This is a genomic window from Enterobacter cloacae complex sp. 2022EL-00788, assembly GCF_026627565.1.
In the GTDB taxonomy this organism is placed as follows: domain Bacteria; phylum Pseudomonadota; class Gammaproteobacteria; order Enterobacterales; family Enterobacteriaceae; genus Enterobacter; species Enterobacter pasteurii.
Genome location: NZ_JAPNMC010000007.1, coordinates 11,984 through 27,655, shown reverse-complemented (window position 1 = coordinate 27,655; position 15,672 = coordinate 11,984). Strand labels below are relative to the sequence as shown.

The following is a 15,672-nucleotide window of genomic DNA, read 5'->3' as shown; positions in this document are numbered from 1 at the left end:
TCCGTGCGCCAGCGTTAACCCGCGCTCATCGCATCCCCCAGATGGAAAACCGGCAGATACATTGCCACCACCAGCGTACCAATAATCACACCCGTCACGATCAGCAGCAAAGGCTCAAGCATTGCCGCCAGACTGTCCGCCTGCTCAAATGTCCGTTCCGTATGGTGACGTGCGAGATTCAGCAGCATCACGTCCAGGGAACCCGATACTTCTCCGGTGCGTATCAGCTGAATGCACAGGGGCGTAAAAACAGAGGCTTTCTGAAAGGATGACCACACGGGCATACCCCGTTCAATATCGCTGCGCACCGCGCGGATTTTCTCCTGCCAGTAGCCACTCTCAACGGTTTCCTGCACGCTCTCCATTCCGTCTAAAAATGCGATCCCGGCCTGCTGGGTTAAAGACAGCACGGTAAATATTTGTCCCAGCTTTTGCCCGCGCGACAGCGCGCCCATCACCGGTATGCGTAACAGCATATGCTGCCAGCGGGGATGCCGCCGCAGTTTACAGGCGACGATAACCAGCGTCGCGAACAGGGCGAAAAGGGCGAGGAGATGCGCCTGAATGAAGGTAGCCAGCCCCATGACCGCCTGCGTGAGAAGCGGAAGCGGGGCGTTAAACGTTTTGTATATCGCGGCAAACTCGGGCAAAACCAGCGTAACCATGGCCAGCACCACGACAACGGCCAGCGTCAGGACGATCGCCGGGTAGCGCAGCGCTTTCTTCACTTTTGCACTCAGCAGCTGCTGGGATTTCTGCTGTTGCGCGAGCTGGCGACAGCACGCTTCGAGCTGTCCCGTCAGTTCACCCGTTTTCACCATGGAGATATAAAGAGGGCTAAACACCTCTGGCCACTTCTTCATTGCCTCTGAAAAGGCGCAGCCTTCGCTCAGATCCTCAGCAAGGCTGTGCAGCAGCGCCTGCCACTGCCGTAAAGGATGCTGTTCCGCCAGCATTTGCAGGCTTTGGGATAGCGTGAGCCCGGCCTGCAACAGCGTGGCGAGCTGGCGAAAAATATCGTAGCAGTGGTGTACCTGCCATCGATGGCGCTGCTGGCAGCGCCTGAGCGCCAGCGGATGAAGCTGTTTGCGCACTAATGCGGCGTAAGCTGCATCATGGTCGATAGCCCAAAGGGTGCCGGTCTGTACGTCACCCTCCATGGTCAGCGCGCGCCAGCGCCAGAGGGCGTTAGCAGCCATCGGGCATGCCCAGCACGCGCAGCAATTCTTCGAACGTGGTCAGCCCTTGTTCAACGGCCATACAGCCGTGCTCGAACAACGACGTCATTCCCGCCTGACGTGCGCTGGAGCCAATCACCTCTGTACTCGCTCCACTGGCAATAGCCTGCCGGAGCGCGTCATCGATGACGAGCACTTCAAAGAGGGCTACGCGGCCATAAAATCCGTGATAACAGCGATCGCAGCCGGTAGGTTGCCAGCGCGGAAGCGGCCGGGGCCACAGGCTGCGAGGGAGGTCGGCGTGGCGGCTTGCCTCCTGTCGACAGTGCGGGCACAGCCGACGCACCAGCCGCTGGGCAACCACCATTGAGAGCGCAGAAGAGATCATCCAGCGCGCGACGCCCATCTGTTCCAGCCGTACCAGCGCTTCGGTAGTCGAGTTAGTGTGAAGCGTGGAGAGCACCAGATGCCCGGTTTGCGCGGCCTTAATGGCAATTTCTGCCGTTTCGCCGTCACGAATTTCCCCCACCATGATGATATCGGGATCCTGGCGAAGCAGGGCGCGCAGCACGCTCTGAAAGGTCAGCCCGGCGCGCGGGTTAATCTGCGTCTGGTTTAGGCCTGCAAGGGGGATTTCTACAGGATCCTCCACGCTGCAAATATTAACGTCTGGGGTATTTCGCGCCTGCAGCGCGCTGTACAGCGTCACCGTTTTTCCGCTACCGGTCGGGCCGGTGACCAGAATCAGTCCCTGCGGGCCGTTTAGCACTCCGGCAAAGCGCAACTGCTGGTCTGCGCTCATGCCCAGCCGATCGAGCTCCAGCGCTTGCTGTACCTGGTAAAGCAGGCGCAGCACGATTTTTTCTCCGCCGCTACAGGGAAGCGTTGCGATACGAAACGAGACGGGGCTGCTTTCCAGCTCCACCGTAAACTGGCCGTCCTGCGGCAAGCGGCGCTCGGCAATATCCAGCTGGCCCAGCACCTTCAGACGCGCGGCCAGCGTCGTCCCGAGAGCAGCCGCGATCGGCGGTTGCGGGTAAAGAACGCCGTCAATCCGCAGGCGGATCTGGTAGCCATTTTCCGCTGGTTCAATATGGATGTCGGATGCCCGCTGGCTTACCGCCTGCTGCAGGATCGTATTGAGAACGTCAGCGGCCGAGCCTGGCGCTATGCCCGGCAGATGCAATGATGTGACGGACTGGCGCCGTTTTTCCATGCGCTCGGCCGTCCAGCACTCTATATCAATACGCTTTTGAGTGGCGAAGCGTAAAGCCTCCATCAGTTCAGAGGCCGGGTTTCCCACCACGGCAATGCTTATCATGTCCGCGTCGCTTGCCAGCAGCAGGGCGTGATGGCGCTGGCAGAGGGTCATAAGCTGTTCGGTGTTCATCATCCACTCCTGTCAGTTATTGTCGAAGCGGAAAACGTCTTCGCAGGCTTGCCTGAGCGCTGCGTCGGATGCCATTTTGCAGTCACGCGTCCAGCCCGTCATGCCGTTGCCGTCGCTCCAGATCGGCGTCATCAGAACCTCAAGCCCGTTCAGGCTCTCCTGTCCTGTTAACGACACCACGCCCTTCGCCACGCTCATTGCCGAAACGTAGCGTGTGGTTGTCGGTGAGGGAATGCCGCTGGTGCCCGCGTCGCAGCGCTCCACACCGCCATGATCCAGAGCGCAAAGCTCAATGGCGGTGCGGTAGGGGATGAACGTTTGCAGCATATCGGTGAGCGCCGCTTTACGCAGGTAGTTCTGATAGGCCGGGACGCCAATTGCGCTCAGGATGGCAATAATGCCAATGACGACCATTAGCTCAATCAGCGTAAATCCTTGTTGTTTGTTCATGTCTGCTCCTTACGTTAAGTGGCGCTACTGTGGCAGTGCCAGCGCGCAGAAACGAGGAGCAAAAGCGTGAACGTGAAGGGGCTTTCAGGGGTTTTATTGAGCGTTGCAGAGAAGAACAGCGTAAATGCGAGCGGTCTCGTATTTCCCCTCTCCGGGCGGAGAGGGGAGGACTCGTTATTTGAAGCGCATAGAGAGGTCGAGGGCGCGTACGTGCTTGGTCAGCGCGCCAACGGAGATATAATCAACGCCGGTTTCAGCAAAATCGCGGATGGTGTCAAACGTCACGTTGCCGGACACCTCAAGCTGCGCCTGGCCGTTGGTGCGTTTAACCGCCTCACGCATCTGCTCCGTGTCAAAGTTATCGAGCATGATAATGTCTGCCCCGGCTTTGATGGCCTCGTCCAGCTCCTCCAGATTTTCCACTTCCACTTCGACCGGCACGTCCGGGTGCAGCCAGAAGGCTTTCTCCACGGCCTTACGCACGGAGCCGGAAGCAATAATATGGTTCTCTTTAATCAGGAAAGCATCGGACAGCCCCAGACGATGGTTTGCGCCGCCGCCGCAGAGCACGGCGTATTTCAGGGCGGTACGCAGGCCCGGCAGGGTTTTACGGGTATCCAGCAGCTGGGTGCGGGTACCTGCCAGCAGATCTACGTAGCGGCGTACCTCACTGGCGACGCCGGAGAGCGTTTGCACGAAATTGAGCGCGGTGCGTTCACCGGTCAGCAAGATCCGGGATGGGCCGTCCAGCTCGAATAGTGGCTGACCGGCGGTTACCGCATCGCCATCAGCAACATGCCACGTTACCTGCACATCGTCGCCCGCCAGCTGGGTAAAGACCTCCTCAACCCAGCGTTTGCCGCAGAAAACCCCCGCTTCGCGGGTGATAATGACCGCGTGCGAGCGTGTCTCTTCTGGCAATAATTGTGCGGTAATATCGTTGTCGGCGCTGACGTCGCCGCCCAGATCTTCCTTCAGGGCATGGGCAACGCTTGCCGGAATATCACTATTAATACGTTCCAGAAGCGCGTCACGTCGGTGGTCGGGGTTGTAGCGGCGAGGCGGCATGATAAAACTCCAAATTGGTAACGAATCATAATATTGAAACATGCTACTCTGAACCGAGTAACAGCACCACAGATAAGGAGTTCCAGCATGTTGTTAGAGAACGGATGGCTGGTGGACGCGCGGCATGTACCGTCGCCGCACCACGATTGCCGCCCGGAGGATGAAAAGCCCACACTGCTGGTGGTTCACAATATTAGCCTCCCGCCGGGGGAGTTTGGCGGACCGTGGATCGATGCGTTATTCACTGGAACGATAGATCCCAATGCCCATCCCTTTTTCGCTGAAATTGCGCATCTGCGCGTCTCGGCACACTGTCTGATCCGTCGTGATGGTGAAGTGGTTCAGTATGTTCCTTTTGACAAGCGTGCCTGGCATGCCGGCGTATCCATGTACCGGGGGCGCGAGCGCTGCAATGATTTCTCCATTGGGATTGAGCTGGAAGGGACGGACACCACCCCATACACCGATGCGCAGTATCAGAAACTGGCTGCTGTGACGCAAACGCTTGTCGGGCTCTATCCCGCAATAGCAAAGAATATTACGGGGCACTGCGACATCGTCCCCGAAAGAAAAACCGACCCCGGCCCGGCGTTTGACTGGTCCCGGTTTCGCGCCATGCTTACCACGTCGTCAGATAAGGAGATAACATGACGTTGTTTACCATGCTGCTGGTTATGATCGCTGAGCGCCTGTTTAAGCTCGGCGAGCACTGGCATCTGGATCATCGGCTGGAGGTGTTATTCCGCCGCATCAGGCATTTTTCCATGCTGCGCACGCTGCTGATGACGGCAGGTGTGATGGTGATTACGTTCCTGCTGCTGCGCTCGCTGTACGGCCTTTTTTTCAACGTGCCGCTGCTGGTGGTGTGGATCCTGCTGGGCGTGCTGTGCATTGGCGCGGGCAAGGTGCGTTTGCACTATCACGCTTACCTGAAGGCCGCCTCCCGTGATGATGCCCACGCGCGCGGTGCGATGGCGAGCGAGCTGACGATGATCCACGGCGTACCGCCGGACTGCGATGAACGTGAATTTCTGCGCGAGCTGCAAAACGCGCTGTTGTGGATCAACTTCCGTTACTACCTGGCACCGCTGTTCTGGTTTGTGGTGGGCGGTCCGTGGGGGCCGGTACTGCTGATGGGCTATGCGTTCCTGCGCGCCTGGCAGACCTGGCTTGCCCGCTACCTTACGCCGCATGAGCGTTTACAGTCCGGTATTGACGCCATTCTGCACGTGCTTGACTGGCTTCCGGTGCGTCTGGTGGGGGTTGTCTATGCTCTCATCGGGCATGGTGAAAAAGCCCTGCCCGCGTGGTTTGCTTCCCTTGCGGACCGCCACACCGCGCAGTATCAGGTGTTAACCCGTCTGGCGCAGTTCTCGCTGGCGCGCGAGCCGCACACGGATAAAGTAGCAACGCCAAAAGCCGCCGTCTCGATGGCAAAGAAAACCTCGTTTGCGGTGGTGGTGATTGTGGCGCTGCTGACAATTTATGGCACGCTGGTCTGACCCGGCGCGCCGAAGCCGTTACAGCGTATCCGCAGGCGGGATGCCGAAATCAGGCATCCCGTTTTCGTCCCAGCGGACGCGTTTCAGACGCGTGTGGCGATTCGGATCGTAAAGCGGATCGCCCTCAATTTCAGTGTAGTTTCGCGCGTGGTAGACCAGCACATCGTCGCCCTCTGGCGTCTGCGTAAAGCTGTTATGGCCTGGCCCGTACTGACGGTTTTCGTAGCTGGTCACGAATACCGGGCGCGAGGATTTATGCCAGTTCGCCGGGTTTTGCGGATCGGCATGCAGGTCTATCCACAGTAGCCCCATGCAGTAGTTCTCATCGGTGGCGCTGGCGGAGTAGCTAATAAACAGCTTATCGCCATGGAACAGCACCGCCGGTCCTTCATTGACCCAAAACCCGCGGCATTCCCAGTCGTATTCCGGCTTACTGAGCATTACCGGCTCGCCTTTTAGCGTCCACGGATTTTCCATTTCACACAGATAAAGGTTGGAGTTACCCGCAATATCCGGCGCTTTTTGCGCCCACAGGTACCAGCGTTTTCCCTGATGCACAAAGGTGGTGGCGTCCAGCGCGAAGGTGTCAAACGGCGTTGTAATTTGCCCTTTTTCCACCCAGGTACCGGTGAGCGGATCGGGGTCTGCGCATTCGAGCGCAAACATACGGTGCTGGAACATCCCGAGTTCGTCGAGCGCCTGGGTATGCGTCGCGGCATAATAGATGTACCACCTGCCGTCGATATGGTGCAGTTCCGGCGCCCAAATTAGCTGGCTCATCGGGCCGGTGTCGGGCTTGCGCCAGACCACCACCTCTTCGGCACCGGGTAAACCCTCCAGCGAGTCCGCGCGGCGGAGCGCCAGCCGGTCGTACTGCGGCACGGAGGCGATAAAATAGTACTGCCCTTCGTGGCGCAGGATGTAAGGATCGGCGCGTTGTTCAATAAACGGGTTTGGCCAGGTTTGCATTCGACTTTCCTTATTTTGTCTCAGCGGCGCTGAGTTCCTGATACTCGTTCAGCTCGCGATAGTTATTGCGACGCTTCTCCAGGTCTTCCTGGATCCGCTTCATCGTCTCCCGGTCAACCTTCAGCAGACGTACCACGCCAGCGGTAATGAGATATCCAATGCCGGGAATAACGGTGAAGAGCAGGACGATCCCGTTAATGGCGTCCGCGCTTTGCGCTTTTGCGCCTGCGTCATAGCCGTACCAGGAGAGCAGGAAGCCAACCATCGCCCCGGCTATCGCCAGCCCCAGCTTGAGGAAGAAAATGTTGCCGGAGAAGCTGATCCCGGTGATACGTTTCCCGGTTTTCCACTCGCCGTAGTCGTCCACGTCGGCCATCAGGGACCAGTGCAGCGGGGAGGGGATCTGGTGCAGAATGTTCAGCAGGAAGTAGAGCACCACAATGGTGGTCGTCGCTTTCGGATCGAAGAAGTAAAAGGCGCAGGAGAAAATAGCCAGCGCGATGTTGGTCCAGAAGAAGACCTTCAGCTTGCACCAGCGGTCGGTCAGCACTTTCGCCAGCATACTGCCGAACATCATGCCGACGACGCCCAGGCTGATAAACAGCGTGGCGAAGTGGGTGCTTTGCCCCATGACCCAGGTGACGTAATACATGGTTGCCGCCATGCGGATAAAGCCCGGGCAGACGTTGCAGAGCGTGAGGAGCAGAATACGCACCCACTGGTCGTTCTTCCACACGTCCTTCAGGTCGTTTTTCAGCTCATCATGGCTTTGCACCGCCGGGCGCACGCGCTCGCGCACGGTGGCGAAGCAGAACAGGAACATACAGGTACCAACCAGCGCCAGGACGGTCATTGCCATCTGGTAGCCTTTGGCTTTGTTATCCCCGCCGAACCAGTCCGCCATTGGCAGCAGCGTCAGCGACAGCAATAGCGTGGCGATACCCACCATCACAAAGCGGTAGGACTGGCAGGCGACGCGCTCTTTCGGGTCGTTGGTGATCACGCCACCGAGCGAGCAGTAAGGAATGTTGATTGCCGTGTAGGTCAGCGAGAGCAGGAAATAGGTGACGAACGCATAGATAACTTTGCTGTTATAGCTCCACTCCGGGGTGGTGAACATCAGAATGCTGAACAGCGCGTAGGGGAAGGCAATCCACAGCAGCCATGGACGAAACCGGCCATATTTGCTGCGGGTACGGTCGGCAATGGCACCCATAATCGGGTCTGTTACCGCATCAATGACGCGGACAGACAGCAGTAAAACCCCGACCAGCGCAGGAGCCAGACCAAAAATATCCGTATAAAAATAATTAACAAACAACATGATGGCGCCAAAAATAATGTTGCATCCGGCGTCACCCATGCCATAGCCGATCTTTTCTTTTACTGAAAGTTTGTTGTTATCCATCGACAGCTCTCCGGGTTTCGGTATGGAGAGAATTATTTGCTGGCAAACAAATATATGCGTAGCAGTATAAGGTCGGTGATATGGATAAATTTGCTGTTGGCGTGAATTTGTGAGGAAGGTAACAGGATGCTGTGCCCGCGAGCGCGGGCACAGCGAGGGGGATTAGTGTGTTTTCACCGTTTTGGCATTTTTCTGCCTCACCATATAGCCCACGCCCAGGATCGCAATCCAGACCGGGATCAGGTAGACGGAAATCGCCATGCCGGGGGTGATGAGCATGATGACCAGCACGGCCGCCATGAACAGCAGGCACACCCAGTTACCCAGCGGATAGAGCAGGGCAGGGAAGCGAGTGGTCACGCCCTGCTGCTGCTTGGCGCGGCGGAATTTAATGTGCGCGAGGCTGATCATCGCCCAGTTGATCACCAGGGCAGAAACCACCAGCGCCATCAGCAGGCCGAAGGCCGATTCCGGCGCCAGGTAGTTAATCAGCACGCACAGCGCCGTCACTACTGCCGAAACGATGATGGTGTTAACCGGTACGCCACGTTTATCAACGGTGAGCAGCGCTTTTGGCGCGTTGCCCTGCTGCGCCAGGCCGAACAGCATACGGCTGTTGCAGTAAACGCAGCTGTTATACACGGAGAGCGCGGCGGTCAGCACCACGACGTTGAGCGCGTTCGCCACGAAGGTGTCGCCCAGTTCGTGGAAGATCAGCACAAACGGGCTGGTATCCGCCGTGACGCGCGTCCACGGCAGCAGAGAGAGCAGCACCGCCAGCGAGCCCACATAGAAGATAAGAATGCGGTAGATAACCTGGTTGGTGGCTTTCGGGATGCTGTGCTCCGGGTTGTCGGCTTCAGCGGCGGTGATGCCCACCAGCTCCAGACCGCCGAAGGAGAACATAATGATTGCCATCATCATTACCAGCCCGGTCATGCCGTGCGGCAGGAAGCCGCCCTGTTCCCAGAGGTTGCGCACCGTGGCCTGCGGGCCGCCGTTGCCGCTGAACAGCAGCCAGCCGCCAAAGACGATCATCGCCACTACGGCAATAACTTTGATAATGGCGAACCAGAACTCCATCTCCCCGAACACTTTTACGTTGGTCAGGTTAATGGCGTTGATCAGGACGAAGAAGACCGCCGCAGACGCCCAGGTGGGGATCTCCGGGTACCAGAACTGAATGTATTTACCGACGGCGGTCAGCTCGGCCATGGCAACCAGAACGTACAGAACCCAGTAGTTCCAGCCGGAGGCGAAGCCTGCAAAGCTGCCCCAGTATTTGTAGGCAAAGTGGCTGAAAGAGCCTGCGACCGGCTCCTCGACAACCATTTCGCCCAGCTGGCGCATAATCAGAAAAGCAATGAAACCCGCAATCGCGTAACCCAGAATAATGCCCGGACCGGCAGACTGGATAACGGACGCACTGCCCAGAAACAGGCCAGTACCAATAGCACCGCCCAGTGCGATGAGCTGAATATGGCGGTTTTTAAGGCCGCGCTTTAGCTGATCGCCGTGCTGTTGAGCTTCCATTTGAAACCTCGTGTGTGGTTGTTATGTTCACGCTGTGCGTGTGTAATTATGAAAGTCCATATTCTGTATTTATTTCTTTACGGTTAACGATGCCGAAAAAAGCGGAGATGGCTTCCGTTAGCGCAAGAATAGTGGTAAGCGCCAGCGAATGCACCTGCTTTATGAAGGGATGATGACCACTTGAATAAAAAGAAACCAATTGTAGATCGGTACGTTAACCCCTCATACCCAACCTATAGAATAGAAATGCGCAAGAAGTGGGCGAATTTTCATTTTTTGCCTTGTTGAATCGCTTCAGATTGCAAAAACCCTCGTTTCATTATGGTTAAAACTGCCTCTTTGGTAGTAACCAACTCATTTGTGCAAAGTTACATTCCTGAAACGTTAGTTCTGTAAGGTTGTTAAAATGTGCCGGGTTTACTGATTTCAATCAAAACCAATATGGACAGAAGGTGAATACTTTGTTACTTTAGCGATACGAACATGAAATTGGTAAGACCAATTGACTCCGGGCAAAAAGGCGTAAGACAGGGAATATGGCCTACAGCAAAATTCGCCAACCAAAACTTTCCGATGTGATTGAGCAGCAGCTGGAGTTTTTAATTCTCGAAGGGACACTGCGCCCGGGCGAGAAGCTCCCGCCAGAACGCGAGCTGGCAAAACAGTTCGACGTTTCACGTCCCTCTTTGCGTGAGGCGATTCAACGTCTCGAAGCAAAGGGCCTGTTGCTCCGTCGCCAGGGTGGCGGAACCTTTGTGCAAAACAGCCTGTGGCAGAGCTTCAGCGATCCGCTGGTAGAACTTCTCTCTGACCACCCAGAATCCCAGTTTGATCTGCTTGAGACCCGTCACGCGCTGGAAGGTATCGCGGCCTATTACGCCGCCCTTCGCAGCACTGATGAAGATCGCGTGCGTATTCGCGAGCTGCATCAGGCCATTGAACGGGCACAGCAGTCCGGCGACTTAGACGCCGAATCCAGCGCCGTCGTCCAGTATCAAATTGCCGTCACCGAAGCTGCACACAACGTGGTGCTCCTCCATCTGCTACGCTGCATGGAGCCGATGCTGGCCCAGAACGTTCGTCAGAATTTTGAATTGTTGTATGCCCGTCGGGAGATGCTCCCGCTGGTAAGCAACCATCGCACCCGAGTATTCGAGGCGATAATGGCCGGGGAACCGGAGCAGGCGCGCGAAGCGTCGCACCGCCATCTGGCTTTCATTGAGGAAATCTTGCTGGACCGCAGCCGTGAACAATCGCGTCGCGAACGTTCATTACGCCGCATACAGCAACGAAAGGATTAAGCGCCAGGTATTTTTTAGAGCGCGGCAACTAAACGCAGAACCTGTCTTATTGTGTTTTCTGGCGAAAATACAATGGGACAGGTTCCAGACAAATCAACGTATTAGATAGATAAGGAATACCCCCATGTCAGAACGTCTCCAAAATGACGTGGATCCGATCGAAACTCGCGACTGGCTACAGGCGATCGAATCGGTCATCCGTGAAGAAGGTGTTGAGCGCGCTCAGTATCTGATTGATCAGCTGCTTTCAGAAGCGCGCAAAGGCGGCGTGAAAGTGGCTTCAGGTGCAGGGGCTAGCAACTACGTAAACACGATTGCCGTCGAAGACGAACCGGAATACCCGGGCAATCTGGATCTGGAACGCCGTATCCGTTCTGCTATCCGCTGGAACGCCATCATGACCGTTCTGCGCGCATCCAAGAAAGATCTGGAGCTGGGTGGCCACATGGCGTCCTTCCAGTCCTCTGCGACCGTTTACGAAGTGTGCTTCAACCACTTCTTCCGTGCAGCCAACGAGAAAGACGGCGGCGATCTGGTGTACTTCCAGGGCCACATCTCTCCGGGCATCTATGCACGTGCCTTCCTGGAAGGTCGTCTGACTGAAGAGCAGATGAACAACTTCCGTCAGGAAGTTCACGGTAAAGGCCTGTCTTCTTACCCGCACCCTAAACTGATGCCTGAATTCTGGCAGTTCCCGACCGTATCTATGGGTCTGGGTCCAATCGGTGCAATCTACCAGGCTAAATTCCTGAAGTATCTGGAACACCGTGGTCTGAAAGATACCTCCGAGCAGACCGTTTACGCCTTCCTGGGCGACGGTGAAATGGATGAGCCAGAATCTAAAGGCGCGATCACTATCGCGACCCGTGAGAAGCTGGACAACCTGTGCTTCATCATCAACTGTAACCTGCAGCGTCTGGATGGTCCGGTAACCGGCAACGGCAAGATCATCAACGAACTGGAAGGCATCTTCGCGGGTGCTGGCTGGAACGTGATTAAAGTCATGTGGGGCGGTCGTTGGGATGAGCTGCTGCGCAAAGACACCAGCGGTAAGCTGATTCAGCTGATGAACGAAACCGTTGACGGCGACTACCAGACCTTCAAATCCAAAGACGGTGCCTACGTACGTGAGCACTTCTTCGGCAAATATCCTGAAACCGCAGCCCTGGTTGCAGACTGGACTGACGAGCAGATCTGGGCCCTGAACCGCGGCGGTCACGATCCGAAGAAAGTCTACGCTGCACTGAAAAAAGCGCAGGAAACCAAAGGTAAAGCGACTGTAATCCTGGCCCACACCATCAAAGGTTACGGCATGGGTGATACCGCAGAAGGTAAAAACATCGCTCACCAGGTTAAGAAAATGAACATGGACGGCGTGCGTTATATCCGCGACCGTTTCAACGTTCCAGTGACCGACGAGCAGGTTGAAAACCTCTCTTACATCACCTTCCCGGAAGGCTCTGAAGAGCACAAGTACCTGCACGAACGTCGTCAGGCGCTGAAAGGCTACCTGCCAGCTCGTCAGCCAAACTTCACCGAGAAGCTGGAACTGCCGGCGCTGGAAGATTTCTCTCAGCTGCTGGAAGAGCAGAACAAAGAGATCTCCACCACCATCGCCTTCGTTCGTGCCCTGAACGTGATGCTGAAGAACAAGTCGATCAAAGATCGCCTGGTTCCAATCATCGCCGACGAAGCGCGTACTTTCGGTATGGAAGGTCTGTTCCGTCAGATCGGTATCTACAGTCCGAACGGCCAGCAGTACACCCCGCAGGACCGTGAGCAGGTTGCATACTACAAAGAAGACGAGAAAGGTCAGATCCTGCAGGAAGGTATCAACGAGCTGGGCGCAGGCGCATCCTGGCTGGCTGCTGCGACCTCTTACAGCACCAACAACCTGCCGATGATCCCGTTCTACATTTACTACTCCATGTTCGGGTTCCAGCGTATCGGTGACCTGTGCTGGCAGGCAGGCGACCAGCAGGCTCGCGGCTTCCTGATTGGTGGTACTTCCGGTCGTACGACCCTGAACGGTGAAGGTCTGCAGCACGAAGATGGCCACAGCCACATTCAGTCTCTGACTATCCCTAACTGTATCTCCTACGACCCGTCTTACGCGTACGAAGTGGCAGTCATCATGCATGACGGTCTGCAGCGCATGTACGGCGAAGCGCAAGAGAACATTTACTACTACATCACCACCCTGAACGAAAACTACCACATGCCGGCAATGCCAGCAGGTGCCGAGGAAGGTATCCGTAAAGGTATCTACAAACTCGAAACCATCGAAGGTAGCAAAGGTAAAGTTCAGCTGCTGGGCTCCGGTTCTATCCTGCGTCACGTCCGTGAAGCAGCGCAGATCCTGGCGAAAGACTACGGTGTGGGTTCCGACGTGTACAGCGTGACCTCCTTCACTGAACTGGCGCGTGATGGCCAGGACTGTGAGCGCTGGAACATGCTGCACCCAATGGAAACCCCACGCGTTCCGTACATCGCTCAGGTGATGAACGACGCGCCAGCGGTGGCGTCTACTGACTATATGAAACTGTTCGCTGAGCAGGTTCGTACTTACGTTCCAGCTGATGATTATCGCGTACTGGGTACTGACGGCTTCGGTCGTTCTGACAGCCGCGAAAACCTGCGTCACCACTTCGAAGTTGATGCTTCTTACGTGGTTGTAGCTGCACTGGGCGAACTGGCTAAACGTGGCGAAATCGATAAGAAAGTGGTTGCGGAAGCAATTACCAAATTCAACATCGATGCAGATAAAGTTAACCCGCGTCTGGCGTAAGAGGTAAAAGAATAATGGCTATCGAAATCAATGTACCGGACATCGGGGCTGATGAAGTTGAAATCACCGAGATCCTGGTCAAAGTGGGCGACAAAGTTGAAGCTGAACAGTCGCTGATCACCGTAGAAGGCGACAAAGCCTCTATGGAAGTCCCGTCTCCTCAGGCTGGCATCGTTAAAGAGATCAAAGTCTCTGTCGGCGATAAAACCGAGACCGGCAAACTGATCATGATTTTCGATTCCGCCGACGGTGCAGCAGCTGCTGCACCTGCGCAGGAAGAGAAGAAAGAAGCCGCTCCGGCTGCCGCTGCTCCAGCAGCTGCCGCGAGCGCGAAAGAAGTTAACGTGCCTGACATCGGCGGTGACGAAGTTGAAGTCACTGAAATCCTGGTGAAAGTGGGCGACACCGTTGCGGCCGAGCAGTCTCTGATCACCGTAGAAGGCGACAAAGCCTCTATGGAAGTGCCGGCGCCGTTCGCGGGCACCGTTAAAGAGATCAAGATCAACACCGGTGACAAAGTGTCTACCGGCTCGCTGATCATGGTCTTCGAAGTGGCGGGTGCTGCACCTGCCGCTGCGCCAGCTCAGGCTGCTGCTCCGGCTCCTGCGGCTGCACCAGCAGCAGGCGGCGTGAAAGACGTTAACGTTCCTGACATCGGCGGTGACGAAGTTGAAGTGACCGAAGTGATGGTGAAAGTGGGCGATAAAGTTGCCGCTGAACAGTCACTGATCACCGTTGAAGGCGACAAGGCTTCCATGGAAGTGCCTGCGCCGTTCGCCGGTACCGTTAAAGAGATCAAAATCAGCACCGGCGATAAAGTGTCTACCGGCTCCCTGATTATGGTCTTCGAAGTGGAAGGCGCTGCGCCTGCCGCAGCTCCGGCAGCCGCGGCTGCTCCGGCACCTGCTGCTGCACCGGCTCAGGCTGCTAAGCCAGCGGCTCCTGCTGCGAAAGCGGAAGGCACGTCTGAGTTCGCTGAAAACGACGCGTACGTCCACGCCACCCCGCTGATTCGTCGCCTGGCGCGCGAGTTTGGCGTGAACCTGGCGAAAGTGAAAGGGACCGGCCGTAAAGGTCGTATCCTGCGCGAAGACGTTCAGGCTTACGTGAAAGACGCGGTGAAACGCGCTGAAGCTGCACCAGCTGCAGCCGCTGGCGGCGGTATCCCGGGCATGCTGCCATGGCCGAAAGTGGACTTCAGCAAGTTCGGTGAAATCGAAGAAGTTGAACTGGGCCGTATCCAGAAAATCTCTGGTGCAAACCTGAGCCGTAACTGGGTGATGATCCCGCACGTTACGCACTTCGATAAGACCGATATCACCGATCTGGAAGCGTTCCGTAAACAGCAGAACGCCGAAGCCGAGAAGCGTAAGCTGGACGTGAAATTCACCCCAGTGGTCTTCATCATGAAAGCCGTTGCCGCTGCTCTTGAGCAGATGCCACGCTTCAACAGCTCCCTGTCCGAAGACGGCCAGAAGCTGACGCTGAAGAAATACATCAACATCGGTGTTGCGGTTGATACGCCAAATGGTCTGGTTGTTCCGGTCTTCAAGGACGTGAACAAGAAGAGCATTACCGAGCTGTCCCGTGAACTGACCACCATCTCCAAAAAAGCGCGTGATGGTAAGCTGACTGCCGGCGAAATGCAGGGCGGCTGCTTCACTATCTCCAGCATCGGCGGCCTGGGTACCACCCACTTCGCGCCGATCGTGAACGCGCCGGAAGTGGCTATCCTCGGTGTGTCCAAGTCCGCGATGGAGCCGGTGTGGAATGGCAAAGAGTTCGTGCCGCGTCTGATGATGCCAATCTCTCTGTCCTTCGACCACCGCGTGATCGACGGTGCTGATGGTGCGCGTTTCATCACCATCATCAACAACACCCTGAGCGACATTCGCCGCCTGGTGATGTAAGTGAAAAGCCGGCCAGTCGGCCGGCTTTTTTCTGTTAATCTCATGTAGTCTGTGAGGTTATAAGCGAAAGCGACAATTCGTGAGCCGTTTGTTGTTTCAAAATTGTTAACAATTTTGTAAAATACGGGCGGATAGAACGTCCCGGTGGATGAAGGGCGACAAGTACCTGGACCGC

General features: G+C 56.3%; 12 protein-coding genes. 5 read left to right on the top strand and 7 right to left on the bottom strand.

Translation table 11 applies throughout. The features are described from left to right. Window positions 1-14 precede the first annotated feature (14 nt). The 4 genes from hofC to nadC all read right to left on the bottom strand — a co-directional run bounded on the left by hofC (window position 15) and on the right by nadC (window position 4,086). Window positions 15-1,199, bottom strand: a complete 1,185-nt coding sequence (hofC, locus tag OWK27_RS12525; protein WP_252004705.1) for a protein transport protein HofC — start codon at window positions 1,197-1,199, stop codon at window positions 15-17. Then, the gene (gene gspE / locus OWK27_RS12520) at window positions 1,189-2,568 is read right to left on the bottom strand and encodes a type II secretion system protein GspE (protein WP_267590600.1); all 1,380 of its coding nucleotides are present in this window, start codon (window positions 2,566-2,568) and stop codon (window positions 1,189-1,191) included. The genes hofC and gspE overlap by 11 nt, the downstream gene beginning before the upstream one ends. 12 nt (window positions 2,569-2,580) lie before the next feature. Continuing rightward, window positions 2,581-3,018: a prepilin peptidase-dependent pilin gene (gene ppdD, locus OWK27_RS12515; RefSeq protein WP_176608702.1), complete on the bottom strand. Its 438-nt coding sequence runs from the start codon at window positions 3,016-3,018 to the stop codon at window positions 2,581-2,583. Between the two features lie 174 nt (window positions 3,019-3,192). Next, window positions 3,193-4,086 carry a carboxylating nicotinate-nucleotide diphosphorylase gene (gene nadC / locus OWK27_RS12510; protein WP_267590492.1) on the bottom strand — a complete coding sequence of 298 codons (894 nt, stop codon included), beginning with the start codon at window positions 4,084-4,086 and terminating at the stop codon, window positions 3,193-3,195. 87 nt (window positions 4,087-4,173) lie between these two features. On the opposite strand from nadC, the gene ampD reads away from it, so the two are divergent. Further along, entirely contained in the window at window positions 4,174-4,737 is a 564-nt protein-coding gene (gene ampD / locus OWK27_RS12505) for a 1,6-anhydro-N-acetylmuramyl-L-alanine amidase AmpD (RefSeq protein ID WP_267590491.1), read from the top strand. After that, entirely contained in the window at window positions 4,734-5,588 is an 855-nt protein-coding gene (gene ampE, locus OWK27_RS12500; protein ID WP_148420091.1) for a beta-lactamase regulator AmpE, read from the top strand. Before ampD ends, ampE begins: the two co-directional genes overlap by 4 nt. Window positions 5,589-5,606: 18 nt before the next feature. Here ampE and OWK27_RS12495 read toward each other — a convergent pair whose 3' ends face one another. The 3 genes from OWK27_RS12495 to aroP all read right to left on the bottom strand — a co-directional run bounded on the left by OWK27_RS12495 (window position 5,607) and on the right by aroP (window position 9,498). Next, window positions 5,607-6,557, bottom strand: coding sequence for a family 43 glycosylhydrolase (locus tag OWK27_RS12495; protein ID WP_252004706.1), 951 nt, complete (start codon window positions 6,555-6,557; stop codon window positions 5,607-5,609). A 10-nt stretch (window positions 6,558-6,567) separates the two neighbouring features. Beyond that, entirely contained in the window at window positions 6,568-7,965 is a 1,398-nt protein-coding gene (locus OWK27_RS12490) for a glycoside-pentoside-hexuronide (GPH):cation symporter (protein ID WP_148420093.1), read from the bottom strand. 162 nt (window positions 7,966-8,127) lie between these two features. Further along, window positions 8,128-9,498, bottom strand: a complete 1,371-nt coding sequence (gene aroP, locus OWK27_RS12485) for an aromatic amino acid transporter AroP (RefSeq protein WP_267590490.1) — start codon at window positions 9,496-9,498, stop codon at window positions 8,128-8,130. A 536-nt stretch (window positions 9,499-10,034) separates the two neighbouring features. On the opposite strand from aroP, the gene pdhR reads away from it, so the two are divergent. From pdhR to aceF, 3 genes are all read left to right on the top strand, one after another. After that, the gene (gene pdhR, locus OWK27_RS12480; RefSeq protein ID WP_006173806.1) at window positions 10,035-10,799 is read left to right on the top strand and encodes a pyruvate dehydrogenase complex transcriptional repressor PdhR; all 765 of its coding nucleotides are present in this window, start codon (window positions 10,035-10,037) and stop codon (window positions 10,797-10,799) included. A gap of 124 nt (window positions 10,800-10,923) precedes the next feature. After that, the gene (aceE, locus tag OWK27_RS12475) at window positions 10,924-13,587 is read left to right on the top strand and encodes a pyruvate dehydrogenase (acetyl-transferring), homodimeric type (RefSeq protein ID WP_148420095.1); all 2,664 of its coding nucleotides are present in this window, start codon (window positions 10,924-10,926) and stop codon (window positions 13,585-13,587) included. 14 nt (window positions 13,588-13,601) lie between these two features. After that, window positions 13,602-15,497, top strand: a complete 1,896-nt coding sequence (gene aceF / locus OWK27_RS12470) for a pyruvate dehydrogenase complex dihydrolipoyllysine-residue acetyltransferase (protein WP_267590489.1) — start codon at window positions 13,602-13,604, stop codon at window positions 15,495-15,497. Window positions 15,498-15,672: the final 175 nt, after the last annotated feature.

Bases quoted from the DNA above. Each gene is read 5' to 3' on its own strand.
- nadC (WP_267590492.1), bottom strand. From the start codon at position 4,086: ATGCCGCCTCGCCGCTACAACCCCGACCACCGACGTGACGCGCTTCTG.
- gspE (WP_267590600.1), bottom strand. From the start codon at position 2,568: ATGAACACCGAACAGCTTATGACCCTCTGCCAGCGCCATCACGCCCTG.
- pdhR (WP_006173806.1), top strand. From the start codon at position 10,035: ATGGCCTACAGCAAAATTCGCCAACCAAAACTTTCCGATGTGATTGAG.
- ppdD (WP_176608702.1), bottom strand. From the start codon at position 3,018: ATGAACAAACAACAAGGATTTACGCTGATTGAGCTAATGGTCGTCATT.
- aroP (WP_267590490.1), bottom strand. From the start codon at position 9,498: ATGGAAGCTCAACAGCACGGCGATCAGCTAAAGCGCGGCCTTAAAAAC.
- OWK27_RS12495 (WP_252004706.1), bottom strand. From the start codon at position 6,557: ATGCAAACCTGGCCAAACCCGTTTATTGAACAACGCGCCGATCCTTAC.
- OWK27_RS12490 (WP_148420093.1), bottom strand. From the start codon at position 7,965: ATGGATAACAACAAACTTTCAGTAAAAGAAAAGATCGGCTATGGCATG.
- ampE (WP_148420091.1), top strand. From the start codon at position 4,734: ATGACGTTGTTTACCATGCTGCTGGTTATGATCGCTGAGCGCCTGTTT.
- aceE (WP_148420095.1), top strand. From the start codon at position 10,924: ATGTCAGAACGTCTCCAAAATGACGTGGATCCGATCGAAACTCGCGAC.
- aceF (WP_267590489.1), top strand. From the start codon at position 13,602: ATGGCTATCGAAATCAATGTACCGGACATCGGGGCTGATGAAGTTGAA.
- hofC (WP_252004705.1), bottom strand. From the start codon at position 1,199: ATGGCTGCTAACGCCCTCTGGCGCTGGCGCGCGCTGACCATGGAGGGT.
- ampD (WP_267590491.1), top strand. From the start codon at position 4,174: ATGTTGTTAGAGAACGGATGGCTGGTGGACGCGCGGCATGTACCGTCG.